The organism is Streptomyces platensis (assembly GCF_008704855.1).
In the GTDB taxonomy this organism is placed as follows: Bacteria; Actinomycetota; Actinomycetes; order Streptomycetales; family Streptomycetaceae; genus Streptomyces; species Streptomyces platensis.
In genome coordinates this window covers 1,359,501-1,385,222 of record NZ_CP023691.1, presented here as the reverse complement: position 1 = coordinate 1,385,222, position 25,722 = coordinate 1,359,501, and the positions used below count along the sequence as shown (strand labels likewise).

Below are 25,722 nucleotides of genomic sequence, written 5' to 3'. Positions count from 1 at the left end.
GGGCTCCGGTCGGCCATATGCGGGTGGTGGGGCGGGGCAGGCAACCGCGGTGCGGATCGTGGCCTCTCCATGGGCGACTTTGTTCTCTCGCCAATGGAGGACTGATGGGTAAGGCGAGAACACACCGTGCTGCCTGGGCGGGTGCGGTCATGGCAGGAGCGGCGCTGGTGGCGTCGGCTGCGCCGCCCGCCGCCGCGGTGGTCGGGGGAGACCGGGCCGAGATCAAGAAATATCCCTGGACCGTGGCGCTGACGTCGCAGGACGTGAAGGAGCCGGAGTGTGCGGGCACGCTCGTCGCGCCGCGCAAGGTGCTGACCGCGTCCCACTGCGTGAGCGCGGCCACCGTCGATGGTGTGCGGGTGGTGGGCGGCCGGGAGGACCTACGGGATACCCGTAAGGGCACCGTGCGCAAGGTGACGAAACTGTGGATCCACCCCAAGGCCGACACCGAGGGGCACGGCGCCACCTACGCGCACGACCTCGCCGTGCTCACCCTCAACGCCCCTATGCCGTACCGCACTCTGCCGCTCGCCACCCCGGCGCAGCAGAAGCTGTACGAGGAAGGCGCGCCCAACCGGGTGCTGGGCTGGGGCTCCACGACGGGCCGCGATGACGACACCCGGGTGCCGCCGTTGCAGACCGCGCTGATCCCCAACCGGGGTGATGAGCAGTGCATCACGGCGTACGGCACCCTTAGGTACCGCTCGGCGTACACGATGTGCATCGGCTATCCGGCGGGCGGCGTCAGTGCGTGCTCCGGTGACAGTGGGGGCCCGGTCGTGGTGCGGGGGCGGCTCGTCGGGGTCATCAGTGGTGGCGGCAGTTGCACCAGCCGTCTCTATCCGGGAGTCGCGGTGAAGTCGGCCTCCTATTACTCGCTCCTCCAGAGCCAGATCGCCGGGTAGGGGTGGGAGGGAGTATGCGGATGACACGGCACAGCTACCTGCGATGGCCGGTTCTGCTGAGTCTCATGGTGCTCGTCGGGGCCGGTTTCGCCGTGCTGCCGGCACCCACCGCCCAGGCCGTCGTCGGCGGGCAGAAGACCACTACGGCGGCGGCACCCTGGGCCGTCGCGATCAATCTGTGGCGGCAGACCGACACTTACCCGCGCTCGGGGCAGTTCTGTGGCGGCACCCTCGTCACGCCGACGAAGGTCGTCACCGCCGCCCATTGCGTCGTGGACGAGGCGCCCACCGATCTGGGGGCGGTGGCCGGCCGTACCGACCTGCGTCGTCACGAGGGCCGGATGCGCAAGGTGACCAAGGTCTGGATCCATCCGCGGTTCGGCCGCCATCTGGAGAACGATGTCGCCGTCCTCACGCTCGACAAGCCGATGCCGCCGCAGTACACCCCGCTGCCGATAGCCACCGCCGCCGACACCGGGCTGTACCGCCCCGGCACCGGCGCACGGGTGTACGGCTGGGGCCTGCTGGATTACGAGAACCGTGCGGCGAACGCGCTCCGGGCGGCGCACCTGCGGGTGCTCCCCGACCGGACGTGCCAACGGCTCAACCCCGGGGGCGACTTCGATCCCACGATGCACGTCTGTGCCAATAATTCCGTCACCGGCGCCCATCATGCCGAGGGCGACAGTGGCGGCCCGCTCGTCGCCGGTGGCAAGCTGATCGGGACCGTCAGCTGGCTGGCCAACAGCGACGCCGCCACACCGACGCCGGGCGTCTACACCCGGGTCGCGGCCTTTTCCCGCGAGATCACCAAGCAGCTCGGGTGAGGGAGGCACGGTGAACGGGGCGGTGGCCGTCCGCCCCGTTACGTCCGTGCGCCATAGGCATGATCCGTAGGTCAGTGCGTCGGACGCCGAGCTCTGCCAGTAGGTGACGGCGGCGTTGTCGTCCTTGTGCGTGCCTGCGGGCAGGGTGAGCTTGGCGGGGGTGCCCACCGGACCGGAGCCGTTGCGCGGAGCGAAGTGCACGCTGAGGCGCTGGGCGGTGCGGCCATGGGTGTCACCGCCGGGCTCTCCGCTGAGCTGGATCGCGGCGTAGGCGGACCGGCCCGGGGCGACGGTCACGACCGACTGCGGCTTGCTGTCCTCGATGATCCGGGTCACCGACTGGTCGTCGTCGAAGCCCAGGAGGGGCACGGAGTAGGCGTCGCAGGCGCGGGATCCGCTATTGGTGATCGTGAGGAGCAAGTGATTGATGGGACGCGTGACCTTGCTGACCACGACCTTGACGGTCGCTCCCGTACAGGCACCCGACGAGCCGCTCCCGGCGCCCTGGTTCGCCCCGGCACCGCCGCCGGTCTTTCCGCCGCCCGGCCGGCTCGGGGCGCCGGATTCCGGGCGTGCCGCGGATGACATCTCCCGTCTCGGTGTGCTGCTCACAGCCTGCGCGGCGGGCGCCCGGGTGCCAACCGATCCGGGACAATGAGAGAAGCCGGAACGCTGAAACAGGCTCTGACCTGGGGAAACGACCACTGCCTGGAATGCTTTCCTGGAACGGCGGAACGAACAGGGGCGCAGGGCGGGGACGGAAACGGCGGAGTTCGCAGGGCAGTTGCGCCGGCTGAGGGAGCACTCCGACCGTAGTTGTGGCGTCCTCGCCGGGCAGTTGCATATGAGCTGGCCGCCCGGCGGGCCGAGGGGCTGCCCCTGAGCACGCCCCGGGGAGGCGTCATCGCGGCCCCGGGAGAAGGCCGTCAAAAACTTTTTCAACCCACCACCAATCCGCGGGCGTTGCGGCTCCGAATGACGTGTGACACCTCGCCGAGGTGTTGCTGTCGAACCCGGACGACGTGCGGTCCCCCTCCTCCGCGGAGGCCGCCGGAAAAGGAACGATCGTGATAGCCAAGCGCACCCGCCACCTCGCCGTAGTCGTCGCTCTGCCCGCCGCCCTGGCCCTCACCGTAGGCGCCTCGTCCCAGGCCGTCGCCCAGGGCACCGGAGCGTTCCAGATCAACCTGGCACAGCTGAACAACTCCGGTTCCAAGGGCACGGCGATGCTCAGCCTCCAGGGCAGGCAGCTGACCGTGAAGATCGAGTCCGAGGGGCTCGTGCCCGGCCAGCCCTCCGCTCAGCACCTCCACGGTTCCACCGACGGCCATGACTTCCACTGCCCGGACGCGAGCGACGACACGAACGGCGACGGCGTCCTCAACAACACCGAAGCCACCGTCGATTACGGCAATATCAACATCTCGCTCACCACCAAGGGGCCCACGGACATGAAGAGCGGTCTCGCCGTCGACCGCATGCCCGTGGCGAACGCGCAGGGCAAGCTCTCCTACGAGCGCACCATCCCGGTCTCCCAGGACGTGGTCGACCACATCAAGGACCTGCACATCGTGCAGCACGGCATCGACCGCAACGACAACAAGAAGTACGACTTCGAGGGGGCGGGCAAGAGCGAACTCGACCCGAAGCTCCCCCAGGAGGCCACCGCCCCGACCAACTGCGGTGAGGTCCTGGGCGCCGCGGTGGGTTCCATTCCGGTCGGCGGCGTCGAGACCGGCACCGGGCCGGTTGAGGAGGGCGGGGTTCCGGCCGCGGTGCTGGGCGCGGGCGGGGCCGCCCTCGTGGCGACGGCCGGTGCGCTGGCCCTCGTGCGGCGCCGGAAGAACGTCCTCGCCGCCGGGCGGGCCGGGGACAACGGGGCCGCCGCGTGAGCCGCCGGTACGAGGACACCATGAGCACCGTACGCCGCCGGGGCCACCGCGCCACCGGCTACGCCGTCGCCGCGGCCCTGTCGGCCCTGCTTCTCGCGGGGTGCGGAGGGCAGGACGCGGCGCCGCCCCGGTCGCTCCCCGCGGGGCAGCCGCCGGGTGACGGTGGCGGGCAGTCGTCCGACGACGCGGCGCCGGGCGGCGGCTCCGGGAGCAAGGCGGCCGCCAGTATGCCGAAGTCGGTTCCGCAGCGGCTCTCCATCCCGTCGCTCCAGGTCTCCTCCACGCTGGAGACACTGGGACAGCAGAAGAACGGTGCCATGGAGACGCCCCGGGACCCCGACAAGGCGGGCTGGTACCAGCCGGGGCCCACGCCCGGCTCCCAGGGACCGGCGGTGATCGCCGGCCATGTCTCCTGGAACGGCAAGCCGTCGGTGTTCCAGAAGCTGTCGTCGATGAAGCGCGGGGACACCATCGAGGTGTCCCGGCAGGACGGGAAGACGGCGAAGTTCACCGTCGACCGCATCGCCCAGTACCCGAAGAACAAGTTCCCCACGCTGGAGGTGTACAAGAACCTCGATCACGCCGGCCTCCGCCTGATCACCTGCGGCGGTGAGTACGACGAGGGGCAGCACTACTTCCCCGACAACGTGGTGGTGTTCGCCAGCCTCACGGGCAGCGCGTAGACCGGACGCGCGCCGCACCGGCCGGCGATCCGGCGCCCCGCACGGGCGACCGGGCCGCTCGCCGGTGCCGGGGCGCCGGACCGTCGCTTCGGGGCAACCGCCATACTGCCAGCGATCTTTCCTCGCCCCCGAAGGGAACCTCGCGACGTGTCCTCCACCGCCCCTCGCCCCGTCACACGCACCCGCGTCGTCATCATCGGCGCCGGTCCCGCCGGGCTCACCGTGGCGAATCTGCTGCGCACCGCCGGAGTCGACTGTGTGCTGCTGGAAGCGGAGAGCCGGGAGTTCATCGAGCAGCGGCCGCGGGCCGGGTTCATGGAGGAGTGGGCGGTGCGCGCACTGGCCCGGCACGGGCTGGCCGACCGGCTGCTCGAACGGGCCCCTACACAGGGCGAGTTCGAGTTCCGGTTCGACGGGGAGCGGCACACGATGCGGACCGGCGAGCTGTCGGGCCGCCGTCACTACGTCTATCCGCAGCCGCTCCTGGTCACCGACCTCGTGGCGTCGTACGTGGACCGGGCGGGCGGTGAGGTCCGCTTCGGGGTACGTGAGGTGGCACTGCACGACATCGACAGCGACCGGCCGGCGGTGTCGTACACCGATCCGGTGACCGGTGACCGGCACCGGATCGAGTGTGACTTCATCGCCGGCTGCGACGGCGCCCGCGGGGTGTCCCGGGCAGCCGTCCCCGACGGCCGGGCGGTCCTCACCCGCCATGACCACGGCGTCGCCTGGCTGGCGCTCCTCGCCGAGGCACCGCCGTCCGCGGACGGCGTGATCTTCGGCATCCACGAGCGCGGGTTCGGTGCCCATATGGCCCGCAGCGACCGGGTCACCCGCTACTACCTCCAGGTTGCGCCGGGTGAGGACGCCGGGAACTGGTCGCATGACCGGGTGTGGGACGAACTGCGCGCCCGGCTCGCCGCGGACGGCGCCCCGCCGCTCGCTGAAGGACCGCTGATCGAGAAGGTGGTCCTGGACATGCACAACTATGTGGTGGAGCCGATGGTATTCGGCCGCCTCCACCTGGCGGGTGACGCGGCGCATCTGGTCGCCCCGATCGCCGCGAAGGGCATGAACCTTGCGATCAATGACGCGCTGCTGCTCGGCGACGCGCTGATCGCGCACTACGAGGGCGACGAGAGCGGGCTTGCCGGATATTCGGAGGCGTGTCTGCGGCGGGTCTGGCAGTACCTGGAGTTCTCGCAGTGGCTGTCCTCTGTGCTGCACGGTGCCTCGTCCGGCGACCGCTTCCAGGCGGGCACGGCGCGGGCGCGGCTGCGGCGGCTGCTGGGGTCGGAGTCCGCGGCGAAGGCGTTCGCCGGGCTGTACATGGGCGAGGAAGCCGATCTGTGACGCCCTGGCGGACCGGGCGGGCGGTGCCTCCGTGGGGTGACTCACAAACCGGGGTGGGGTGGGATCCCGCGGACCTGGGTACGCGGCCTCGTGATCGCCGGGCGAGATACCGTTGAGAAGTGGTAGAAATTCGGCGAAAAGCATCGCTGAGTGATGGAGGAGGCAGACGTATGTCATCGAAGCGCCGTCGTAAGAAGAAGGCACGTCGCAAGAACGGTGCCAACCACGGCAAGCGGCCCCAGTCCTGAACGAAGGCTGTGACCGGACCTCGCCGATGGGGTTCTGGTGGGCTCCGTGTCTCCGCACTTCAGCGGAGCGCGGAGCCCACAGTGCTGTGCGGCACCGGCTCACGCCTTCGTCAGGGCCTCGGCTATCCGCTGGGAGACCTGTGCCTGGGTGGCGTCGCGCCGGGTCGGGTTGAACGAGAAGACCACGCGGCGCTGTTGGTCCCGGGTGGCAAACATGGCCGAGCTGTAGCCGTACCGTTCGCCGGTCTTGCCCCACAGGGTGATGCCGTTCACCGTGAAGGTCTGTAGGCCCGCGGCATAGCGGGCCGGAGTGCCGTCCACCATGCGCACCTCGTCCGGGGGCAGGGTGAACATCCGCTCCAGCTCATGGGGCGGCAGGAGTTCGCCCGAGAACAGGGCGGTGAGGAAGCGGTCCAGATCGCCGGTACGGGAGATCATCTCGCCCTCTCCCCAGGCGGCCGACTGGTCGAACTTGGTGATGTCCAGCAGGGAGCCGTCCGACATCCGCAGATAGCCGTGCACATGCGGCCAGTGAATCCGTGGGTCGTTGCCGGGCACGGCGGTGTGCCGCAGGTCCAGCGGGCGCAGGATGCGGTGCGCGATCGCTTCGCCGTAGCGGCAGCCCGTCAGCCGCTCGATCAGCAGGGCCAGAAGGACGTAATTGATGCCCCGGTACTCCTGCTTGGTGCCGGGGGCGAACTTCATGGGGCCGTGCGCCACCTGCGCCACGAGCTGCTCGGGCGTCCACCGGTCGTAGCGGTGCCGGGCGATGTCCTCCGGGGAGGACGGGTCGTAGGGCGGGTCCTGCTCGTCGGGCAGCCCGCTGGTGTGGTTCAGCAGCTGTGCCACCGTGATCGGCGGGAACCCCGACGGCAGCAGACCGGGCAGCACACGCTGAACCGGCTGCTCCGGCGACAGCCGGCGCTCGGCGGCGAGCTGGAGCACCACCGTCGCCACGAACACCTTGGTGATGCTGCCGATCCGGAAGGTGTCCCGCTCATGGACCGCGCGGCCGGTGGCCCGGTCGGCGACGCCCTCGGTGCCGCACCAGCGCCCGGCCGAACCACTCACCCGCAGCTGGGCCGCGGTCAGCTCCGGATGCTCCAGATCGGCGAGGGCGGCCCGCAGCGCGGGCACGTTCAGCGGAGGGACGGGGACAGGGGCGTGGGCGGACGGGTTCCGGCGGGCCGGGCCGCCGCCCGACGACAGGGCCGATGACGGGGCCGGGCCCGGACGGGACGCGGCACCGGCCGGGCCCGCCGTGGCGGCGACCACCGCGCCGGACAGTGCGGCCCCCACAACTGCCCTGCGGGACAAGGGAGAAAGGCTCATGTCGAACAGCTTCGCGGCCGCGCCCCGCGCCGTCGTCAGGGGTCACCCTGACCCGCCCCTGAACCACCCCGGAGACACGCCCCGAGCCTGGCCGGACTCCGTGCCCCGATGCCCAACCGGAAACGCCCGCCGGAAACGCCGCCGGAACGCCCGCCCGAGCACGCTCCCGCGCTCGACACCGTGCCCGGCGCCGCCACGGTCACCGCCCCGCTCCCCGCCGTGGTGCCGCACCGCCCGTTTCACCCGCCCCGTCCGTCCCGCCCGCACCGCTGACGCGCCCGAGTAGAGGGAGCCCAGGCGGCGGTCTAGCGTGGAAGGGAGTTTCGCCTCCCGGGAGGGGCTGTTGCCATGTCTCAGGGCCGGACGGACACCGCCTCCGGTGGCCGGCTGTCGCATTTCCTCGACAGCCCCGTCATCGGAATGTCGCCATGGATCGCGATGTCGGTCCTGGTCGGGCCGGGCCGCTTCGAGCTGGCCGTCGCCATAGCCCTGGCCCTTGCCGTGGCCATCGTCATCGTCGGCCGTATACGCCGTCCCGGGTCCTCCTTCAAAATTCTGGAGATCGCCGATGTGGTGTTCTTCGCGGTGATGGCGGTCATCGGCATTTTCGCCTCCCCGGGCACCCACCGCTGGCTGGAGAATTATTCGGGCGAGGTCGCGAACATCGCCCTGATGACGATCGCCCTCGGGTCCATGGCGTGCCGGGTGCCGTTCACCCTCCAGTACGCCCGGGAACAGGTGCCCCGCGAGTTCTGGGGCGAGCCCAGATTCCTGCGGACCAATTACTACATCACGGGTGCATGGGGCGCCGCATTCGCCGTGGCAGCGATAGCGGGGGCCTATGGCGACCTCGTGCTGCACAATTCCAATAACCCGTGGACCGGCTGGATCATCCAAATCGCGGCCATCATCGCGGCCCTGCAGTTCACCCAGTGGTACCCGGACGTGGTGCGGGCGCGTTCACTGCGCGAACGGGGTCTGCCCGGCCCGCCCGAACCCCCGCTGAGCAGCCTGCTCATCCCGCTGGCGGGCTATCTGACCCCGGTGGGCATCGTGGTCCTCGTCAGCGGGGCCGGGCCGGTGTGGCTGGGCGTGGCGCTGATCGTGCTGGGCATAGTGCTCGTCAAATCCCTGAGCCGCGAGAAAGAGGCCGAGCCCGAGGTATCGCGCTGACCCGAGGTATCACGGTGAGGGGTTGACGGCACCGGGTGCCACGTGATCTAGAATCGCTGAATGATCTTTATCGTCGTCAAGTTTCCCGTGAAGCCCGAGTACGCCGAGGAGTGGCCGCAGCACGTCGCCTCCTTCACCGAGGCCACCCGCGCCGAACCCGGCAACCTGTGGTTCGAATGGTCCCGCAGCATCGAGGACCCGAACACCTATGTCCTGGTCGAGGCATTCAAGGACGATGCCGCCGAAGCGCATGTCAATTCCGACCACTTCCGCGCCGCCATCGAGCAGATGCGCCCGCTGCTGCGCCGCACCCCCGACATTGTGAGCACCACCATCGAGGGCGCGGACGGCTGGAGCGCCATGGGTGAGATCACCATCGACTAAGGACCGGCGACCGGCTGAACGGCCGTCGGCTGGAAGTCGACCGTCGCCGACCGCCGCGCCGAGCGGGAGCGCGTACGTCGCGAGCAGCGGCTGGCCGACGGACCGCGCTCGGAGCACGGCAGCCGGCCCTGCTCATCCGGCGTGTGCCACACATGCGAGCCCGACCGCGCGATGGCCACGGTCCCGGCGCAGCGCAAGGTGGAGGGCCCGCCGCGTGGTTCCTGCGGCGAGTGCGGATGCAGGATCTTCCTGGTCGGCGCCGCGCTCAAGGACAGTCTGTGCAAGCCCTGCCGAACGAGGCAGCCGCAGCGACAGCGGAATGGCCCGCACTCGGCGAAGCAACTGGAGCGGCAACCTGCACCGGCTGCCGGCCCGGCTCGACCGATAGGAGACGCAGGCCCGGGCACCGGGACGCGCCGATGCAGTATGATCATGACGCAGCTTCGGCCCGCAGGTCGGAGCCGCGCGTCTGTGGTCCAAGGAAAGACGCCCACCAGCCGGTGGGAGATGCAGGTGCAAGGCCTGCCGGGCGCTCCATTCAAGGGGCCCTTCCTCGCACGAGGAAGGGCCCCTTTGCGCTGAACGCCTGGCCCTTGGAGCCGGCGCAGCAAAAAGTGCCGCGCCGAAGCAGCCGCACTGGTGACAGTGGTGGTGCAGGAGACGACAGCCCGCGAGTTCGGGATCGTGAAGTCGGATCTCACCGCGGCGCGGACTCAGGACGACGGCCATCAGGCGGCCGCCGTGCTTCAGCACTGTCTCGGCCAACCAGCTGTCCGGGTCGTCCGCGATGCACGAGACGGCGACCAGCGTGCCTAAGGCTGATGCCGTCGGGGATCTGGGAAAGTGATGATCTTCCAGAAGAGCACGACTGCCAAGTTCCCCGACGACGTCACGGATTCAGGCTGCTGCGACACATGTCCGCAGACCGTAGACCGGATCCCAGTTGGCGCTCGGGTCCTGGTAGAACGCGTTGGGCGTGGTGTAGATCGGATTGGTCGAGCCGCCGGAACCGTACATGCGGACTCGCCGGCTCTGCGTCTGGTTGTTGATCCATGCGCCCGGTCCAGCGAGCGTGGGACTCCCTGAAGCCACGTCGTAGTACTGGCAGTAGTAGAAGTCCCACTGCGTGGCATTCCCGTCCATGGTCGCGCAGAAGTTCCCGTAGTTGCAGTTCATGGCCGCCAGAGGTCCCGGCGTGGTGCGCAGGTCCCGGGCATGCCGCTCACCGGGCACCGCCACCGTGATCTGCCCGCCCGGGAAGGCGATGGTGTTCGGACCGCTCTGATAGCTGTCGCGCATGGCGGGCAGGTAGCTGTCCACCCTCTTCTGCAGGGCCGTTGCCTCTGAAGCGGTGAGACCGGCCTGCCGTGCCTGGGCCGTCCAGGAGGAGTTCGCGTGGGCAGTACCGCCGGTACCCAGCACAGCGTTGCCGCCAGCGCGGCGGCCACAGCACATGTCCATCTCGTACGTCTCATCGTCGTCCCCTCATTCCACTGCTCGGCTCATACGGAGTGCTTGGAGATGCCGCGATGCACGCGGTCGGTCCTTGACCGAACTACTTCTGTGGATGGAGCAGCACTCCGACCGGGGCGGCATGCTGCGCTCGAATGGTTCAAGCCCTGCGGCTGATACCCCGGCTCCCCTGCCCGCCACGGAACAACGGAAGTCCGGTGGGTCCGCTCCGAGAGGCTGCGGACCCACCGGACTTCCCCGTCAGACGTGATCAGGCCCATCGGCTCCAGCCGGGGGATCGCGCAGGACTCCCCAGGTCTGTCCGGCTCAACGTTTCGACGAGGTCCGGAAGAGGGCGGACTCTGTTCGTGGCCTGCTGTCGAGGAACGGACGAGTTACTCGACCCAGATGTAAAGGGCCCACCTGCTGCCGCGCGGAGTGCAGTAGGCCGGGCCGGCGTAAGACGCCGCCAGCGAGTAGCACGTCGACTCCGAGTAGCTGCCGTCATAGTGCCAGTACCCAGGCACAGTCGCTGTCGTGCTGGCCGGAGAAGGCGCGGGAGCCGCCTGTGCGGTGGCGGTCGAACCGCCGGCCAGCAGAGCGACTCCCACCGCGAGGCCTGCGAACCATGTACGAGTACGCATGATGCTCCTTCAAGAGGTGTGTCGAATGATGTATCGAGGTCGGGTTTGCCCTTCCTCGCCCCTCTTTGGCATGAGACGTCAGCCGAATCCGGGTGATGCCGAGAATGTCCGCACGGCCACCGGGCTGACAAGGAGAATCAGCGTTCGCGTCTGTTCGAAACAGTGCTGACCGGTGTTCCGAACACCCCCGAACACGGCTGGTTTAAGGAGTGCCAGGTCACCAACTGTGGGGTCATGCTGAAGCAATGACCGAGAAGGGGGACGGCTTCGCCGAGCTACCGGAGGACGCACCACAGCCCGCACAGGCCCGGACGCCTACCGAGTTCACCGCGGCCCTGCGTTCGCTGCGGATCTGGTCCGGACTGACCTACCGGCAGCTTGAAGACAAGGCGACCGCGAACGCCGACACACTCCCGGCCAGCACGATCGCAAGCACTCTCGGCCGCGTCACCCTGCCCCGAGAAGGGTTTGTCGACGCCTATACCCGCGCGTGCGGCCTGGGCGCCGAAGAAGTACGTCAATGGCGCGAGGCACGCCGCCGCATCGCAGGCAACGCACCCGTATCAAACGGCGCTGCGCGCGACGACGATCCCGCCACTCCCATCACCGGCGCGCCTGCCCCGGCGAGCGTCCCGCGGTGGCGCCGGGTGGCCCCCCTGCTCGGTGCCGCAGTCATCGGGGTTGCGGGCACACTCGGCGTCAGCAGCATGATGCACGACGCGTCGACACCAGCCGCCCTGCCCGAGATGCCGGTGACCGGCCTGCGCATGCTGGCCGTGGGCAGTTGGGCACAGATCCACCCTGCCCGGACACCCAAGCTGTGCCTCACAGAAGGCAGGGACCGCACCGGTCGATACCGAACCGCCATCGCTGCCCAACGCTCCTGTACGAATGCCGCCCTGCCTCAGGTGTTCCTCGAACCGCTGGGCAAGGAGATCGTGCAGATCCAGTGGCACCACCCGAAGTACGGCATCGGCTGCCTCACCGTCCTGTCGAAGGGGCCGGGGCTCGACCTGCTTGAGCCCCGCGACGACTGTGCCGACGACAACCGGGCCCAGCAATTCCACATCGAGCGCTTCGGCCCGCCTGCCACCGCCCACTTCCGCATCCGTCCGGTCATCACCGGCCGATGTCTGAGCCTGCGTCACCAAGACACCCAGGACGGAGCGGAAGTTGTCCAGGGCCGCTGCTCCGGCGCCACCGACCAGGACTTCCTGATCGAACTGACCCCGCCCCCGCAAACCGCTGTGGGACGCACCCCGTCGGCACAGTGACAGATCCCGTCCTGCACGCGGCACGACCGACGCGTACCCTCCAGCGGACGGGCATTCCGCAAGCGGTGCAGATCCGACGATCCCCGTCGGAGACCGTTTACCAGGTCCCGACCTCGCGCCAGTGCTGCGGCCCGGCCGGTGCTCCAGCAGCCAGTAACTAATGTTCGAAAATGGCAAGTTCACCGCGCGACGGCAGCCCACAGACACCTGGGCCTGCCAGTGCACGGGAGGCCGGCGGCCCCGGCTCGGGCGCCGCCTTGCCGACCCGTCCCGATCACGCAACCTCGACCAGAAGGTCGACCGCCTGGGCGAGAAGCTCGATGGCTTCATCGCCGAGCGGCGGCCCGTCAACGCCACGCTCGTGGAGCTGAGGTCCTCCCTCGCGGGCAAGGCCCCCAACGCCGGCTGAGCATCGGGGCCGTGCCCGGAAGTGAACTCAGTGTGACCTCGCTCACGTCGGCTGGGGGTGAGCCGTCAGGGTGCCGCCGGAGCGTTCTGCGGTGTTGCGCTTGTGGTGGGCTGCGAGTGCCGCCGGGGTTCTCGCGATATCGCCAGTTCCACGGATATTTTCGACCCGGAGGTAGGAATTCCGGCGGAATGGGGGTCGCGTCAAGGTGCAGTGATTGAATGCCAAGCTCCGCTTTACCAAGTCATTTGGAAGGCAATAATTCTGCATGAAGGTCGGGGTGAAGGTGTAGCGTCCATCTCCCGGCGGGCCCAGCGAACTGAAGGTCCGCCAAAATTGGGGGGGGGAGATCATGGCGATAAAGCATCTGTTACCTGCGGCCTTAGCGGTCGCGGTACTGGCCGTTCCTGCCGCGGCCTATGCGGCACCGTCTCCAGATGTTCCGCGCCCGACGCCGTCGAGTTCCACTGTGCAAGACCGGAATTCAGCCACGGTCGCGCCGGAACCCACCGCTTCTGACAAGCGGAGACCGAGTGCCAGACCCACAGTTCCTCAATCCAGACCGTCCGAGAACACCCGGCAGGCGCAGGTCACGCAGGCGGAAGCCAAAAGGTTGGAAGACTTCTGGACGCCGGCCCGTATGGACCAGGCCAAGCCAGTGGCCGAGCAAGCTGAGCGCGAGGCGAAGCTGCCGCCAGAAGCGCGCGAGCCGCGCCGTCAGTCGATGTCTCCCTCGCACCCCTTCAAGGGGATCAAGCAGGTCGGGACCTTCTTTTACCAGGAGGATGACCAGTACCGTTTCTGTGCCGGCACCGTCGTGCCTTCCCCGGGAAAGAACATCGTGGCCACCGCGGCCCACTGCTTCGACAGCAGTGACCGTGTCACCAAGCTGGTGTTCGTTCCGCAACACCATGAAGCGGAACCACGGCCGCACGGCGTCTTCCCGATTTCTGTCGGGAAAATCTACATGGACCCCGCCTATATCACGCCGGGCGGAGACAAAGCCTACACCGATCTCGACTTTGCGTTCCTGCAGACCTCCCCGAGGTCTGACGGAAAGAAGGTCGAAGAAGTGGTAGGCGCAATACCTCTCGCTCTTAATGCTGGCTTCGATCACCCGGACACCCAGGTCATCGGCTACCCGTACCTGCCAGGTATGGACGGCTACAAGCCCAAGCAGAATCCGCTCACCTGCACCACGCCCTTGAAGGAGTTCACCACCGCCAGCGCTGACGGATGGAAGGGCGGTACCTTCGCCGAGGTCAACTGCGACGGTTATGTCTCCGGCACTTCAGGCGGGCCCTTCCTGATCAAAAAGGACGGCGGACTGGCGCTGGCCGGGGTGACCGGAGGGTGGAAGACCGGCGGGCACAGCCCCGACACTTCCTACAGCTCCTACTTCGACAACGACGTCAAGCGGGTCTTCGACGCCGCAGTGGCGGGCAAGCAGCCGCCTACCCGCTCAATTCTCCCCGGGGCCGAGACCTGGAAGCACGCAGAGGAGATCGCCTCTGGCTACTTCGCCCTCGATGGAGAGGATGTCCCCAACGACCGGATGGACATGTTCGTCCTGTGGTCGGACGGAGAGCTCACGGTCTATCGCGGTGCGAGTGCTGACCGTGGCCACTTCGACAAGGAGTACAAGATCAAGGGCCCCAACGCACAATGGGGTGATCACGCTGTCGAAGTCACGGCAGGCGACTTCACCGGCGACAACGGCTCCGACCTCATCGTGCGCTGGTCCGACGGTGAACTCACGCTCTACCCCTCGGTGGATGAGAAAGGCTTCCACGGTGAAAAGCAGCTCCAGCCGCCCAACGCCACCTGGAAGCACGCAGAGGCGATCACTGCCGGCCGCTTCTCTGCGAACAAGTGGCAGGACGACCTCGTCGTGCGCTGGTCCGACGGCGAGCTCTCCCTCTACACCGATGTCTCCGACAAGGGCTTAGGCAAGGAGACGAAGGTGGTGGCTCCGAACAAGCTCTGGACGCACGCTACCGAGATCGGCGCCGGCGACTACACCGGAAATGACAACTGGGATCTCATCGTGCGCTGGTCCGACGGTGAACTGACCAACTACCAGGACTTCACCGGCGGCGCCCCATGGGGTGAGAACAAGCTCCACGGACCGGATTCCACCTGGACACACGCCCTGATCGTCTCCGGTGGCGACTACTCCGACAACCCCCACGCGGACGACACAATCGTCCGTTGGTCGGATGGCGAACTCACCCTCTACACCGACGGAAACGCGCAATCGATCGGCCGAGAGAACCGGCTCGTCTCGCCCTAGCACGCTCAGGGGGATGGCTGGCGGTGGCTTCCACGACATCAGTTGGGAAGCCACCGCCCAGAGACCAGGAAGCGCACCCTGAGCGCCTGTCAGGCTTTGGAGCTCTTTTGTGGGCTGCCGGCCCAGGCCGCCGGCCCGTCCCGGACGTTCTGCTCGAAGTGGCCCTGAGTCGGTGACCCGCAGGAAACACTTGGCAGGCACCAGAACCTCACTCAACGTGCGCACACGGCAGGAGACACCATGCGCCCATCCCGTTATCGCCCGCGCCTCGCGCTCGCTGCGACCATGCTTGCCGTCTTAGCCGTACCGGCATGCGGCAGCGAGTCGGGCAGCCCACCACCGGGGAAGTCATCGCAGCGGCCCACCCATGCACCGGTGAAAGACAAGAAGAAGGTCGCGCAGGACGCCTACATCGCCGGCTACAACCGGGGCCGGGCAGTCCGTGACGCAGGGGGCAAGGGCTCGTCAGTCCGTGAAGTCGTCTGGGGTGGCTGCACGCGACGCGCTCTCAGCGCCGGCCAGGAGGCCGAAGCCGACCGTGGAGCCTGGGTCTCCGGGTGCCTGGACGGCGTGAGCGAAAACGCTGAGCACCTGCCGAGCGGCCAAGTCACCAAGCGCACCAACGACCAGGATCTCCTTGAGCGTTTCAAGGCCTGGCTGAGTGATACCGACAAGCCGATGACCGCGCATGTCAACAGGCTGACCCTCGTAGAACTGCACCGCAGTGACTACGACATCGAGCTGACCACCGGCTATCCGTCTACCGGGGACGACCATTCGGCAGCCACCGACCTGGCGCAGTCCTTTGTGACGTGGTGGGACGGTGACGATGGCGACGGCACCGCCTGGAATGTAGTTGTTCGTGGCACAGATGGAGAAAAGCTAGCCACAAACAGGCTCTAACAGCTATCGATAAAGCCTGGAGTGCACCGCTTGCATGTATCCGTGCACTTTTCTCTGCACGTATACCTCGCTGCCGACGCCGCAGGAACCGCCGACGTCGAAGTGAGGGTGCCGGCGCGGGGCGGCCGAACGCCGCGGGGCCGACGCGCATGTCGCCGCGGGACCGGCTACTTCACCAAATGGCTGAGGAACCAGTCCCGGGCGAGGTCGGCGACCTGTTGGAGGGCGCCGTGTTCCTCGAAGAGATGGGTGGCGCCGGGAATGATCTCGACGCGGGTCTCGCACCGCAGCGCCGCCTGGGCCTGCTGGTTGAGGTCGATGACCACGTTGTCGTTGCCGCCCACGATGAGCAGCGTCGGTGCCCGTACCGCGACGAGCAGCGGTTCGGCGAGGTCGGGGCGGCCACCGCGGGACACCACGGCACCGACGTCCGCGCCGGGCGTGGCGGCGGCCCACAGCGCCGCCGCGGCGCCGGTGCTCGCGCCGAAGTAGCCGATCGGCAGGGCGGTGCGGTCCCGCAGCCAGCCGGTGGCGGCCGTCAGCCGATCGGCGAGGGTGCCGATGTCGAAGACGTTCGACCGGTGGGCCTCTTCCGCCGGGGTGAGCAGATCGAAGAGCAGGGTGCCCAGGCCCGCCTCGTTCAGGGCCGCGGCGACCAGCCGGTTGCGCGGGCTGTGCCGGCTGCTGCCGGAGCCGTGCGCGAACATCACCACCGCGCGGGCGCCGGCCGGCAGCTGGAGGTCCCCGGTGAGCCGGACCCCGGCGGCGTCGATCGCCACCTCCTCCTCGACCTCCTTGTCCACCGCGGTCTCCGCGTCCGGCGCGGACCGCTCCGGCCCGGGGCCGGCCGCGGCCTGCGCCAGCAGTGCCACGACCTCGTCGTCGGGGGTCTGGGAGAAGTCCCGGTACCACTCGCCGACGGCGGAGAAGGCGAACGGGGTGGAGAGGCAGACGAATTCATCGGTCGAGGTGCGCAGCCGCTCGGCCGCGTCCGGAGGTGCCACGGGGACGGCGAGCACCACACGGGCCGCGCCCTGCGCGCGGACCACCTGGCACGCGGCCGCCGCGGTGGCGCCGGTGGCGATCCCGTCGTCCACCACGATCGCCGTCCGGCCTTCGAGGGAGAGCCGCGGCCGTCCGGCACGGAAACGCTCCGCCTGGCGGGCGAGTTCCGCCGCCTCGGCATGCTCCACGGAGGCCAGATCCGCCTGTCCGAGCCGGCCCCGGCGGACGATGTCGTCGCTGATCACCCGCACGCCGCCCTCGCCGATGGCACCGAATCCCAGCTCGCGCTGGTAGGGGACGCCCAGTTTGCGGACCACGATCACATCGAGCGGCGCCTTGAGCGCCAGCGCCACTTGGAAGGCCACCGGGACGCCGCCACGGGGCAGGCCCAGCACGACGGGCTCTTCCCCCTCCAGGTGCTGTAGCGCTTCGGCGAGACGGTGCCCCGCGTCCGCGCGGTCAGTGAACAGCACAGTGTGCACCCCCTAGCCAGGGGAGACGGAAGCTGCGTTCACACCTCACTTCGAAATAACCCCATTCGCGGCTCCTTCGCAAGTCGGACGGTGGATGCGGCCCGGCCGTCCGCCCGGCCCGGCTGACCGTGGTTACCGTCGGCGTATGGAAGGAATCGGAGCGGTTCTGATCGATATCGACGGTGTGCTCACCGTGTCCTGGAAGGCGCTGCCCGGCGCGGCCGCGGCGATGGAGCGGCTGCGCGCGGCCGGACTCCCGCTGCTGCTGGTCACCAACACCACCTCACGGACCCGCGCCGTGGTCGCCGGGCGGCTGGCCCGGGAGGGCTTCCCCGTAGGCGTCGACGACATTCTGACCGCACCCGCCGCCACCGCCGCCTACCTGCGCGCCCACCATCCGGACGCGCGCTGTCTGCTGATCAACAGCGGCGAGGTCCGGGCCGATCTGGAGGGTGTGGAGGTCGTCGGGGGAGGGGCCGACGACGAGGACCGGGAGGCGCCGGACGTGGTGGTGTTCGGCGGTGCGGGCGAGGAATTCGGCTATGCGGCCCTCAACGCCGCTTTTCGCCATCTCCAGCGCGGTGCCCGGCTGGTCGCCATGCACCGCAATCTGTACTGGCGTACGGCGGACGGGCTCGACCTCGACACCGGGGCCTTTCTGCCGGGCCTGGAACGGGCCGCCGGTGTCGAGGCGGTGGTCACCGGCAAACCGGCCGAGGCGTTCTTCGCCACCGCCCTGGCACAGCTCGGCGCCGCGGCGTCGGAAACGCTGATGGTGGGCGACGACATCGAGTCCGATGTGCTGGCGGCCCAGCGCTGCGGGCTCACCGGGGTGCTCGTCAAGACCGGCAAATACCTGCCGGAGACCCATCGTGCGGCCACCGGCACCCCGGACCGGGTGCTCGACTCCTTCGCCGATCTGCCCGACCTGCTCGGTCTGCCCGGCCGGCCGGAGCGGTCCGGCCGGCCGGAGCGGCCTGCCCCGCCGGAGCGGCCCGCCCCGTGAGCCGGGGTGCGGCACCGCTCCCGGAGCTCACCCCGCCCCGGCGTCCCGGGCACGCCGGTAGTGGAGCAGGACGACGCCGTTGGCCGGTCCTGGTGTCCGACGCCCGGAACAGGGGCATGCCCCGCCCGAGGATGACCGGGTGGATGTAGAGGCGGTACTCGTCGATCAGATCGTGCTCCCGGAACGACGCGGCGAGGTCGGGGCCGCCCAGCGTCATATCGCCGCCCGGCTGTCCCTTGAGCGCCATGATCTCCTCGGGGACGACTTCCCGCTTGAGGGTGGTGTGGTACCCGCCGGCCTGCTCCAGGGTCCGGGAAAACACGATCTTGGGCATGTCCCGCCAGATCCCGGCGAATTCAGCCATCGGGCCGGTCACCGCGGGATCGGCATCGGCCGTGGGCCAGAATCCGGCCATCAGCTCATGGGTGACCCGCCCGCACAGGAAGGCGCTCATCTGCCGCAGCTCCTCGTTGACGTACCGGTGCAGCTCGTCGTCGACCAGATGCCAGTCGATCTCGCGGTTCGGGCCCTCGAAGAAGCCGTCGAGGGACACCGAAAGCCACACAATGATCTTTCTCATCGCGGTCCTCGCAGAGGTCGTCGGGGCCGGGCGGGCACCGGCCGGACGGCTTCAGTGTGCCCGGCGCGGGCGCGGTGGCGGCCGTACGCGTGCGCACGGCGTGCCGGGGCGAGGGTGCTGGTCAGGACGGGTCGGTGAGCAGTGCCGCGATCTCCGCCGCCGTCCAGTGGCCGTCGGCCCCCGGGCAGCCGGCGAGGTAGGCGGCGGCCCGGCCGGCGCTCCATCCGTGGGAGGCGACGATGCCGGCCGCGATATGCCGCAGATAGGCCGCCGACGGTGCGTTCATGGTGATGTCCTGGCTGCTCCACGGGGCGGTGAAGGTCACCACCGGGTCCCCGTCCAGCAGACCTGCGCACACCAGCGTCTCGTACCGTCCGGGGCCGATCCGGGCCTGCCCGCGGGTCACCGCCTCCGTGAGATCGAGATCCTCGCCGGGCTCCCGGCCCATCTCCTGAGCGGCGATGTCGGAGAACTGGGAGAGCGTCAGCAGGTAGGCCCGGGAGGGGAGTTCGGCGCTTCGGCCGTCCTGGGCGGGGCTGGCATCGGGGTCGTAGAAGGCCCTGCCGCCGGTCCACACGTCCGATTCGGTGGCGAAGTAGAGCAGCCCCGGCAGCATGACCGGTGCCGTGCGCGCGGGACCGCGGGGGTCCCGGCAGCCCGGGTAGCTGCGCAGTCCACCGGCCGGCCGGCCCCCGGCCAGGTAGGCGGTCAGCCGGTCGAGATGCATGTTGGAGCCGTATGCGGCGTACCAGAGGCGGCGGACGGGGGTGCGGTGCCGGACGGCTTCGGGGGAGTCGTCCAGGACTTCGAGGCGTCGGGGCCTGATCACACACTCACGCTACGCGGACCGGCCCGAGTGCGAGGCGCACGCGAACGGCCGCGGTCAACCTGGCTTGATCGTTACCACCCCGGGTTTTGCCACGGAGGGTCTGGAGATGCGCACTGCACGGACCGGAACGGAGCGGTCCGCAGGCAACCGGCGGCCGGTCGACGGCCGGATGCCGGGGGACGGAGGCAGCATGGCGGACAAGGTGTCAGGGCGCACCGGCACGGAGATATCCAGGGGCGGGACGGCGGGCCGCGACCCCGTACCCGCGCCGGACGCGAGCCGGCGCCGGATGCTCGCGGTCACGACAGCGGCCGGGCTCGGACTGCTCACGGCCTGCGCGGGCACGTCCTCACGTGCCGATTCCGCGTCCAGGGCCTCACCGCCGGGGCGGCCGGGGTCCTCCGCGTCGGCCGGGAGCGGTTCCCCGGGCCCGTCCGGCTCCGCGTCCCCGGGCCGCCCGGAGAGGCGACGCCGCCCGGAACTCCCGCGTGGCGGACGGGAATTGTTCCCGCGATACCGGCTGGCCGGGTTCTGTGGCCTGCCCGGCGCCGCGGCGCTCGGGCGGCTCGGGACCGGTGACCCCGGGCGGCGGGCCGCCGAGGCGGAGAAGGTGGCGCACTCCTTCGCCGCGGGGCGCGAACCCCTGCCGGTCCTCGAACTCCTGGCGACGGTCGCCAATTCCGCGGCCGGCCCGGACGGCAGGTACCGCTCACGGACGCCCGCCGCCACCATCCGCCGCTTCCACCGGGTGGCGCGCGAGCGCCGCGGGCTGCTGCTGTTGAACATCCAGCCGGGCCGTGCCGCGGTGCTCGACGAGGTCAAGGCGCTGCGCGACTGGCTCGTCCACCCGGACGTGGGGATCGCCCTGGACCCGGAGTGGGAGATGGGCTCCGGCGAGGTACCGGGCGACACCTACGGGCATACCGACGGCCATGAGCTGACGAAGGTCGCCCGCTATCTGTCCGGCCTGGTCGAGAAGCACGATCTGCCGCAGAAGCCGCTGGTCTTCCACCAGGTCGCCACGTCCGTCGTGGGCGAGGAGTCGGCGCTGCGCCCCCAGCCCGGTGTGGCGCTGATCAAGAGCGCCGACGGTATCGGCTCGCCCGGCCTGAAGCGCGGGACCTGGCGCAAGCTCGTCCACGATCTGCCCGACGGCCTGCACACCGGCTTCAAGCTCTTCTACGAGGAGGACGCCGAGGGCAGCCGCCTGATGACGCCGAAGGAGGTACTGGCCCTCCGGCCGCAGCCGGAGTACGTGATGTACGAGTAAGCCGCCCGGAACGCTTCGGTCCGGACGGCTCGGGGGCCGGGGCGCGGTAGCGGCCCGCCGCGACGGTCACCGTGCCGTCGCGGCGGGCCGTGATCCGTCGTCAGTACGCGTGCCGGTCGGCCCGGTTGGTCCACGCCGCATAGGCGTTGGCGCCCAGCTCGGGGTGGATCTGTTCGATCTTGATCCGCCGCTCGCCGAGGGGCCGCTCGAAGTCCTCGTACTGGAACGAGTCGTCGAAGCCGATCCGCGCGGTGTCCTCCAGGTCGCAGCTGTAGTACACGGCGTCCATCCGTGACCAGTAGATGGCGCTCATACACATCGGGCAGGGGGCGCCGCTGATGTAGATCGAGCAGCCCTGGAGCATCCGGGCGCGTTCCGGCAGCGGGTCCGGTGAACCCTCGGGCCGGGCGACGTACGCCAGCGTGCTCTCGTTCTGATGCTCCACGGCGATTGACGGAGCCTCAGGGTTGAGGACCTGGATGGCCTTGCTGATGGTCTGCATCTCGGCGTGAGCGGTGGGGTCGCCGGTCAGCAGAACACGGTTCTGCCCGCGGGCGAGGATCTCGCCGTTGCGCGTGATCACCGCGCCGAACGGGCCGCCCCAGCCGTTCTCCACGGATTCCGTGGCCAGCCGTACGGCCTCTGCGAGGAGTTCTTTGTCTTCCATCACGGACTCTCCGATCGGCATCGATTCCTCAGCGTCCTCTGCGGAACGGACTGCACAAATGCCCAATTTGCCCGATAATTCCCCTATGAACTAGGCTACTCGATGTGAGTTCCCGTGCAAGCCGTGACCCCACGGCGCTCAACGCCACCGTTGTGACCTCGCAGAAGGTGCGCGAGGGCCGGGCCGACGAGTATCAGCGCTGGCAGGACCGGGTGAATCGGGCGGCCGGCGAATTCAAGGGTTTTGTGGGCGCCGAGGTATTTCCACCGGTCGCCGGCGAAGCCAATGAATGGGTGGCCGTATTCCGCTTTTCCGCCATGGACTATTTGACCGCATGGCTGAATTCGGGCCGGCGGCAGGAGTTGCTGGACGAGGCGCACGGGCTCTTCGAAAGCCCCCCGACGCAAGAGGTTCTCCAGGGCGGCACCCCCGCTCAGCCGGCTCAGGAGGCGGTCACGGCCGTGATCTCCCACGAGGTGAAGCCGGGCTGCGAGGACGGGTTTCTGAGCTGGCAGCAGAAGACGCTCAAGGAGCAGGAGAAGGCGCCGGGTTTCATGGGGTCCGAGCTCTTCGAGCCGGTGGCGGGGGTGCAGGACAACTGGGTTGTCGTCTTCCGGTTCGAATCGCGTGCCTACCTCGACGACTGGCTCACCTCCGACGTACGCAGCAAACTGCTGGAGGAGGGGAGCAAATACTTCACCTCCTACGACGTACGCAAGGTGGGTTCGTCGTTCAGCGGCTGGTTCTCGTTCGACCACGGCGAGGACCGGAGCGCACCGCCCAACTGGAAACAGGCCATGTCCGTGCTGCTGGCGCTCTATCCGACGGTGATGGTGCTCAACCTGACCGTGGGATACGGACTGGAGAAGCTCGGAATCCGGGAGTACATCGGGCTGTTCCTCTCCAATGTGCTGAGCGTCAGCGCACTGACCTGGCTGCTGATGCCGACCGTGAACCGGGCGCTCGCCTTCTGGCTGGTGCCCGCCCGGGCCCGCACCCGCCGGGTGCAGGTGACCGGTATCGCGGTGATGCTGCTCTGCTACGTGGTGTTCATCGGCGTCTTCGGCCTGATCACCGGCCAGATCTGGTGAGGAGGCGGCGATGCGCCCACGGGCACCGGCAGTGGGGGCGGACATCGAGGGCACGCTGATCCGGCGGGACGACCCCGGCTACGAGGACGCCCGTACCGGCGCGGTGTGGAACGAGGTCACGCCCCCGCGGTGCCCCGAACTCATCGTGCGGGCCGCCACGGAAGCGGACGTGGTGCACGCCGTCACCTGGGCCCGTGCCCAGGGCCTGCGGGTCGCGATGTGCTCCGGCGGGCACAACTGGTCCGGTTCACCCCTCCGCGACGGGGGCCTGCTGCTCGACCTCTCCGGGCTCCGGCGGTGCGGCATCACGCCCGCCCGGGGCCACGACCCGGCCACCGCCACCGTGGGCCCCGCCGTCACCGGTCAGGACCTGGTCGCCGCCCTCACCCCGCACGGCCTGGCCTTCCCGGTCGGGCACTGCCCCACGGTGGCGGTCGGCGGATTTCTGCTCAGCGGCGGTCTCGGCTGGAACTCCCGCGCCTGGGGGGCGTCCTGCGCCGATGTGCGGGAGATCCGGGCCGTCACCGCCGACGGGCGGACGGTCATCTGTAGCGACACCGAGCACCCCGACCTCTTCTGGGCCGCCCGGGGCGCCGGGCCGGGCTTCTGCGCGGCCGTCACCGGCTTCCGTCTCGCCCTGCACCCGCACCCGGCCTCGGTGTTGACGACCGCCCTCACCTTCCCGCTGGCCGATGTCCGGCAGGTGACGGAGTGGGCGGAGCCGCTCGCGCGCCGCCTCCCGCCGTACGTCGAGACCGCCTTCGTCCTCGCGGCCTCCGGCCCCCCGGCCACCAGCGCTCCCCGAGGGCCCCGGATCACGGTCGCCGCCACCGCGTTCGCCGCCACGGAGCACGAGGCCCGGCAGGCGCTGGAGCCGTTCGCCGACTGCCCCTTCGGCGCATGCGCCGTCACCCGGCAACTGCCCACGCCGGTGTCCTTCGCCGCGCTGCACGAGGGCGCGGCGGCCATCTGGCCGCCCGCACACCGGTACGCGGCGGACACCCTGTGGTCGCCGGAGAGCCACGCCACCCAGCTGACCCGGATCGCCGACGCGGTCGCCCACGCCCCCTCCGGGAAGTCCCTGGTGCTCTCGCCCGTGCAGCCGGTCTCCCAGGAACCCGCACTGCTGCGGAACATGGCGTTCGCCCCGCTCGGCGCGTCCTATCTCGTCTGCTACGCGGTCTGGGAGGACCCGGCCGGCGACCAGGACAACGCGCGCTGGCTGCGGGACACCATGGCCGCCGCGGACCCACGGGGCGAGGGCAGCCACTACATCGCCGAGACCGATCTGGAGGCCGACCCCGCACGGGCCCGGCGCTCCTACGCCCCCGCCACCTGGGACCGCCTCCAGGAGATCAAGGCGCAGTGGGACCCGGAAAACCTCTTCCACTCCTACCTCGCCCCGTGACGCCACCGGGGGCGGGGCGCGGAGCTGCCGCCAGGGGAAGCGGGGACGGCGCCGCGGGGGCACCATGGCCCTATGCTGCTGGCGCATCTCGCACAGGTATCGGGAGACGTCGCCGCCACCCGGGCGCGTTCGCGGAAGATTGCGCTGCTGGCCGGGCTGTTCCGGGCCGCGGCGCCGGAGGATGTCCCGGTGGTCATTCCGTATCTCGCCGGACGGCTGCCCCAGGGCCGGATCGGGATCGGCTGGAGCGTGCTGCGCGAACCCGTGCCGGCCGCGGACCGTGCCACGCTGACCGTACGCGAGGTGGATGCCGCGCTGACCGCCCTGGCGCGGGTTTCCGGGGCCGGGGCGCAGGGTCAGCGGCGCGGACTCGTCCGGGAGCTGCTCGCCGCGGCGACGGCGGAGGAGCAGCGGTTCCTGACCGGTCTGCTCACCGGCGAGGTGCGGCAGGGCGCGCTGGACGCCATCGCGGCCGAAGGGCTCGCCGCCGCGACCGAGGTGCCCGCGGCGGACGTACGGCGCGCCGTGATGCTGGCGGGCTCGCTGCCGGACGTGGCGCGGGCGCTGCTCGCCGAGGGGCCGGCGGCGCTCGCGGACTTCCGGCTCACCGTCGGCCGGCCCGTCGGTCCGATGCTGGCGCACAGCGCCAAGTCGGTGGCCGAGGCGGTCGACCGGCTCGGGGCCTGTGCCGTGGAGGAGAAGCTCGACGGCATCCGCATCCAGGTGCACCGCGACGGACCGGACGTCCGGGTCCACACCCGGACCCTGGACGAGGTCACCGACCGGCTCCCCGAGGTCACCGCCCTCGCCCGGGAGCTGCCGGCCGGCCGCTTCATCCTCGACGGCGAGGTGATCGCCCTGGACGGCGCGGGCCGGCCGGTGCCGTTCCAGCAGGTGGCCGGGCGGTTCGGCTCGCGGGTGGACGTCTCCGCCGCGCAGGCCGCGCTGCCGCTGTCCCCGGTCTTCTTCGACGTACTGTCCGTCGACGGCCGCGACCTGCTGGAACTCCCCGGCGAGCAGCGGCATACGGAGCTGGCCCGGCTGGTCCCCGAGCCGCTGCGGGTGCGCCGCCAGGTGGTCGCCGATCCCGCCGACCCCGCCGCCCGCGCCGCCGCGGAGGAGTTCTGGGCCGAGACCCTGCGCCGGGGCCATGAGGGCGTCGTGGTCAAGGCACTGGACGCCCCCTACAGCGCGGGCCGCCGCGGCGCCGCCTGGCTGAAGGTCAAGCCCGTGCACACCCTGGACCTGGTGGTGCTGGCCGCGGAGTGGGGTCACGGCCGGCGCACCGGGAAGCTGTCCAACCTCCACCTCGGGGCGCGGGACCCGGACGGCGGTTTCGTCATGCTGGGCAAGACGTTCAAGGGGCTCACCGACGCCGTCCTCGGCTGGCAGACCGAGCGGCTGCGGGAGCTCGCGGTGGCGGACGACGGCCATGTCGTGACGGTGCGTCCGGAACTCGTCGTCGAGATCGCCTACGACGGGCTCCAGACCTCCTCGCGGTACCCGGCGGGTGTGACCCTGCGCTTCGCGCGGGTGGTGCGCTACCGGGAGGACAAGACCGCGGCCGAGGCGGACACCGTCGAGACGGTGCTCACCGCGCACGACGGCGGGGACGCGTAGC

The 25,722-nt window shown here is 69.9% G+C and carries 24 protein-coding genes and 2 pseudogenes; 19 read left to right on the top strand and 7 right to left on the bottom strand.

Translation table 11 applies throughout. From position 1 onward, the window contains the following. Nucleotides 1-149: 149 nt before the first annotated feature. Both CP981_RS05750 and CP981_RS05745 read left to right on the top strand, forming a co-directional pair. Nucleotides 150-905 (top strand): S1 family peptidase, encoded by a 756-nt coding sequence (locus tag CP981_RS05750; protein ID WP_167536060.1) that lies wholly within the window; start codon nucleotides 150-152, stop codon nucleotides 903-905. 20 nt (nucleotides 906-925) lie between these two features. Continuing rightward, nucleotides 926-1,732 (top strand): S1 family peptidase, encoded by an 807-nt coding sequence (locus tag CP981_RS05745; RefSeq protein ID WP_158092630.1) that lies wholly within the window; start codon nucleotides 926-928, stop codon nucleotides 1,730-1,732. A gap of 153 nt (nucleotides 1,733-1,885) precedes the next feature. Here CP981_RS05745 and CP981_RS38470 read toward each other — a convergent pair. Then, nucleotides 1,886-2,185: pseudogene (locus CP981_RS38470) on the bottom strand (DUF4232 domain-containing protein); the annotation flags it as partial. On the opposite strand from CP981_RS38470, the gene CP981_RS38465 reads away from it, so the two are divergent. From CP981_RS38465 to CP981_RS39475, 5 genes are all read left to right on the top strand, one after another. After that, the gene (locus tag CP981_RS38465) at nucleotides 2,160-2,390 is read left to right on the top strand and encodes a hypothetical protein (RefSeq protein WP_244329568.1); all 231 of its coding nucleotides are present in this window, start codon (nucleotides 2,160-2,162) and stop codon (nucleotides 2,388-2,390) included. The pseudogene CP981_RS38470 and the gene CP981_RS38465 overlap by 26 nt on opposite strands. Nucleotides 2,391-2,799: 409 nt before the next feature. Beyond that, nucleotides 2,800-3,624: a hypothetical protein gene (locus tag CP981_RS05735; protein WP_085924076.1), complete on the top strand. Its 825-nt coding sequence runs from the start codon at nucleotides 2,800-2,802 to the stop codon at nucleotides 3,622-3,624. A 20-nt stretch (nucleotides 3,625-3,644) separates the two neighbouring features. Then, a complete protein-coding gene (locus tag CP981_RS05730) occupies nucleotides 3,645-4,307 on the top strand; it encodes a class F sortase (RefSeq protein WP_085924075.1) in 663 nt (220 codons plus the stop codon). Between the two features lie 147 nt (nucleotides 4,308-4,454). Continuing rightward, entirely contained in the window at nucleotides 4,455-5,663 is a 1,209-nt protein-coding gene (locus CP981_RS05725; protein ID WP_085924042.1) for a 4-hydroxybenzoate 3-monooxygenase, read from the top strand. Nucleotides 5,664-5,833: 170 nt separating this feature from the next. Continuing rightward, nucleotides 5,834-5,911: a 50S ribosomal protein bL37 gene (locus CP981_RS39475; protein ID WP_370454205.1), complete on the top strand. Its 78-nt coding sequence runs from the start codon at nucleotides 5,834-5,836 to the stop codon at nucleotides 5,909-5,911. Nucleotides 5,912-6,010: 99 nt separating this feature from the next. Here CP981_RS39475 and CP981_RS05720 read toward each other — a convergent pair whose 3' ends face one another. Continuing rightward, nucleotides 6,011-7,243 carry a serine hydrolase domain-containing protein gene (locus CP981_RS05720; protein ID WP_085924041.1) on the bottom strand — a complete coding sequence of 411 codons (1,233 nt, stop codon included), beginning with the start codon at nucleotides 7,241-7,243 and terminating at the stop codon, nucleotides 6,011-6,013. Nucleotides 7,244-7,591: 348 nt separating this feature from the next. Between CP981_RS05720 and CP981_RS05715 the strand changes: the two genes are divergently transcribed. The 3 genes from CP981_RS05715 (at nucleotide 7,592) to CP981_RS37570 (ending at nucleotide 9,616) form a co-directional block, all read left to right on the top strand. After that, entirely contained in the window at nucleotides 7,592-8,416 is an 825-nt protein-coding gene (locus CP981_RS05715; protein ID WP_085924040.1) for a hypothetical protein, read from the top strand. A 60-nt stretch (nucleotides 8,417-8,476) separates the two neighbouring features. Then, a complete protein-coding gene (locus CP981_RS05710; protein WP_042160378.1) occupies nucleotides 8,477-8,800 on the top strand; it encodes a putative quinol monooxygenase in 324 nt (107 codons plus the stop codon). 639 nt (nucleotides 8,801-9,439) lie between these two features. Then, complete coding sequence (locus CP981_RS37570; RefSeq protein WP_158092629.1) at nucleotides 9,440-9,616, top strand: hypothetical protein; 177 nt, start codon at nucleotides 9,440-9,442, stop codon at nucleotides 9,614-9,616. 81 nt (nucleotides 9,617-9,697) lie between these two features. Here the strand turns inward: CP981_RS37570 and CP981_RS05700 are convergent, their stop codons facing one another. After that, nucleotides 9,698-10,120, bottom strand: a complete 423-nt coding sequence (locus tag CP981_RS05700) for a hypothetical protein (RefSeq protein ID WP_143658850.1) — start codon at nucleotides 10,118-10,120, stop codon at nucleotides 9,698-9,700. A 1,021-nt stretch (nucleotides 10,121-11,141) separates the two neighbouring features. On the opposite strand from CP981_RS05700, the gene CP981_RS05695 reads away from it, so the two are divergent. The 4 genes from CP981_RS05695 to CP981_RS05680 all read left to right on the top strand — a co-directional run bounded on the left by CP981_RS05695 (nucleotide 11,142) and on the right by CP981_RS05680 (nucleotide 15,772). Beyond that, nucleotides 11,142-12,170 carry an XRE family transcriptional regulator gene (locus tag CP981_RS05695; RefSeq protein ID WP_085924037.1) on the top strand — a complete coding sequence of 343 codons (1,029 nt, stop codon included), beginning with the start codon at nucleotides 11,142-11,144 and terminating at the stop codon, nucleotides 12,168-12,170. A gap of 160 nt (nucleotides 12,171-12,330) precedes the next feature. Next, complete coding sequence (locus CP981_RS05690; RefSeq protein WP_085924036.1) at nucleotides 12,331-12,579, top strand: hypothetical protein; 249 nt, start codon at nucleotides 12,331-12,333, stop codon at nucleotides 12,577-12,579. Between the two features lie 637 nt (nucleotides 12,580-13,216). After that, nucleotides 13,217-14,869 (top strand): trypsin-like serine peptidase, encoded by a 1,653-nt coding sequence (locus CP981_RS05685; RefSeq protein WP_167536059.1) that lies wholly within the window; start codon nucleotides 13,217-13,219, stop codon nucleotides 14,867-14,869. Nucleotides 14,870-15,244: 375 nt separating this feature from the next. Continuing rightward, complete coding sequence (locus CP981_RS05680) at nucleotides 15,245-15,772, top strand: hypothetical protein (protein ID WP_085924034.1); 528 nt, start codon at nucleotides 15,245-15,247, stop codon at nucleotides 15,770-15,772. 167 nt (nucleotides 15,773-15,939) lie between these two features. Here CP981_RS05680 and CP981_RS05675 read toward each other — a convergent pair whose 3' ends face one another. Next, on the bottom strand, nucleotides 15,940-17,250 hold the full coding sequence (locus CP981_RS05675; RefSeq protein WP_085924074.1) for a phosphoribosyltransferase family protein: 1,311 nt from the start codon (nucleotides 17,248-17,250) through the stop codon (nucleotides 15,940-15,942). A gap of 145 nt (nucleotides 17,251-17,395) precedes the next feature. Here CP981_RS05675 and CP981_RS05670 point away from each other — a divergent pair, with 145 nt between their 5' ends. After that, nucleotides 17,396-18,256 carry a TIGR01458 family HAD-type hydrolase gene (locus CP981_RS05670; RefSeq protein ID WP_085924033.1) on the top strand — a complete coding sequence of 287 codons (861 nt, stop codon included), beginning with the start codon at nucleotides 17,396-17,398 and terminating at the stop codon, nucleotides 18,254-18,256. 154 nt (nucleotides 18,257-18,410) lie between these two features. Here the strand turns inward: CP981_RS05670 and CP981_RS05665 are convergent. After that, nucleotides 18,411-18,836 (bottom strand): annotated as a pseudogene (locus tag CP981_RS05665) (dihydrofolate reductase family protein); the annotation flags it as partial. Nucleotides 18,837-18,957: 121 nt separating this feature from the next. Beyond that, a complete protein-coding gene (locus tag CP981_RS05660) occupies nucleotides 18,958-19,665 on the bottom strand; it encodes a histone deacetylase (RefSeq protein WP_208852899.1) in 708 nt (235 codons plus the stop codon). A gap of 502 nt (nucleotides 19,666-20,167) precedes the next feature. On the opposite strand from CP981_RS05660, the gene CP981_RS05655 reads away from it, so the two are divergent. Next, nucleotides 20,168-20,935, top strand: a complete 768-nt coding sequence (locus tag CP981_RS05655; protein WP_085924032.1) for a hypothetical protein — start codon at nucleotides 20,168-20,170, stop codon at nucleotides 20,933-20,935. 100 nt (nucleotides 20,936-21,035) lie between these two features. On the opposite strand, the gene CP981_RS05650 is transcribed toward CP981_RS05655, so the two are convergent. Beyond that, nucleotides 21,036-21,623, bottom strand: coding sequence for a nucleoside deaminase (locus tag CP981_RS05650; RefSeq protein WP_244329567.1), 588 nt, complete (start codon nucleotides 21,621-21,623; stop codon nucleotides 21,036-21,038). Between the two features lie 83 nt (nucleotides 21,624-21,706). Between CP981_RS05650 and CP981_RS05645 the strand changes: the two genes are divergently transcribed. The 3 genes from CP981_RS05645 to CP981_RS05635 all read left to right on the top strand — a co-directional run bounded on the left by CP981_RS05645 (nucleotide 21,707) and on the right by CP981_RS05635 (nucleotide 25,721). Beyond that, the gene (locus CP981_RS05645) at nucleotides 21,707-22,693 is read left to right on the top strand and encodes an antibiotic biosynthesis monooxygenase (protein ID WP_244329566.1); all 987 of its coding nucleotides are present in this window, start codon (nucleotides 21,707-21,709) and stop codon (nucleotides 22,691-22,693) included. Nucleotides 22,694-22,703: 10 nt separating this feature from the next. Beyond that, nucleotides 22,704-24,101, top strand: coding sequence for an FAD-binding oxidoreductase (locus tag CP981_RS05640; protein ID WP_085924030.1), 1,398 nt, complete (start codon nucleotides 22,704-22,706; stop codon nucleotides 24,099-24,101). 72 nt (nucleotides 24,102-24,173) lie between these two features. Next, nucleotides 24,174-25,721: an ATP-dependent DNA ligase gene (locus tag CP981_RS05635; RefSeq protein WP_085924029.1), complete on the top strand. Its 1,548-nt coding sequence runs from the start codon at nucleotides 24,174-24,176 to the stop codon at nucleotides 25,719-25,721. Nucleotide 25,722: the final 1 nt, after the last annotated feature.

Bases quoted from the DNA above. Each gene is read 5' to 3' on its own strand.
- CP981_RS05750 (WP_167536060.1), top strand. From the start codon at position 150: ATGGCAGGAGCGGCGCTGGTGGCGTCGGCTGCGCCGCCCGCCGCCGCG.
- CP981_RS05745 (WP_158092630.1), top strand. From the start codon at position 926: ATGACACGGCACAGCTACCTGCGATGGCCGGTTCTGCTGAGTCTCATG.
- CP981_RS38465 (WP_244329568.1), top strand. From the start codon at position 2,160: ATGGGACGCGTGACCTTGCTGACCACGACCTTGACGGTCGCTCCCGTA.
- CP981_RS05730 (WP_085924075.1), top strand. From the start codon at position 3,645: ATGAGCACCGTACGCCGCCGGGGCCACCGCGCCACCGGCTACGCCGTC.
- CP981_RS39475 (WP_370454205.1), top strand. From the start codon at position 5,834: ATGTCATCGAAGCGCCGTCGTAAGAAGAAGGCACGTCGCAAGAACGGT.
- CP981_RS05720 (WP_085924041.1), bottom strand. From the start codon at position 7,243: ATGAGCCTTTCTCCCTTGTCCCGCAGGGCAGTTGTGGGGGCCGCACTG.
- CP981_RS05715 (WP_085924040.1), top strand. From the start codon at position 7,592: ATGTCTCAGGGCCGGACGGACACCGCCTCCGGTGGCCGGCTGTCGCAT.
- CP981_RS05710 (WP_042160378.1), top strand. From the start codon at position 8,477: ATGATCTTTATCGTCGTCAAGTTTCCCGTGAAGCCCGAGTACGCCGAG.
- CP981_RS05695 (WP_085924037.1), top strand. From the start codon at position 11,142: ATGACCGAGAAGGGGGACGGCTTCGCCGAGCTACCGGAGGACGCACCA.
- CP981_RS05690 (WP_085924036.1), top strand. From the start codon at position 12,331: ATGTTCGAAAATGGCAAGTTCACCGCGCGACGGCAGCCCACAGACACC.
- CP981_RS05685 (WP_167536059.1), top strand. From the start codon at position 13,217: ATGGACCAGGCCAAGCCAGTGGCCGAGCAAGCTGAGCGCGAGGCGAAG.
- CP981_RS05670 (WP_085924033.1), top strand. From the start codon at position 17,396: ATGGAAGGAATCGGAGCGGTTCTGATCGATATCGACGGTGTGCTCACC.
- CP981_RS05650 (WP_244329567.1), bottom strand. From the start codon at position 21,623: ATGCCGATCGGAGAGTCCGTGATGGAAGACAAAGAACTCCTCGCAGAG.
- CP981_RS05640 (WP_085924030.1), top strand. From the start codon at position 22,704: ATGCGCCCACGGGCACCGGCAGTGGGGGCGGACATCGAGGGCACGCTG.
- CP981_RS05635 (WP_085924029.1), top strand. From the start codon at position 24,174: ATGCTGCTGGCGCATCTCGCACAGGTATCGGGAGACGTCGCCGCCACC.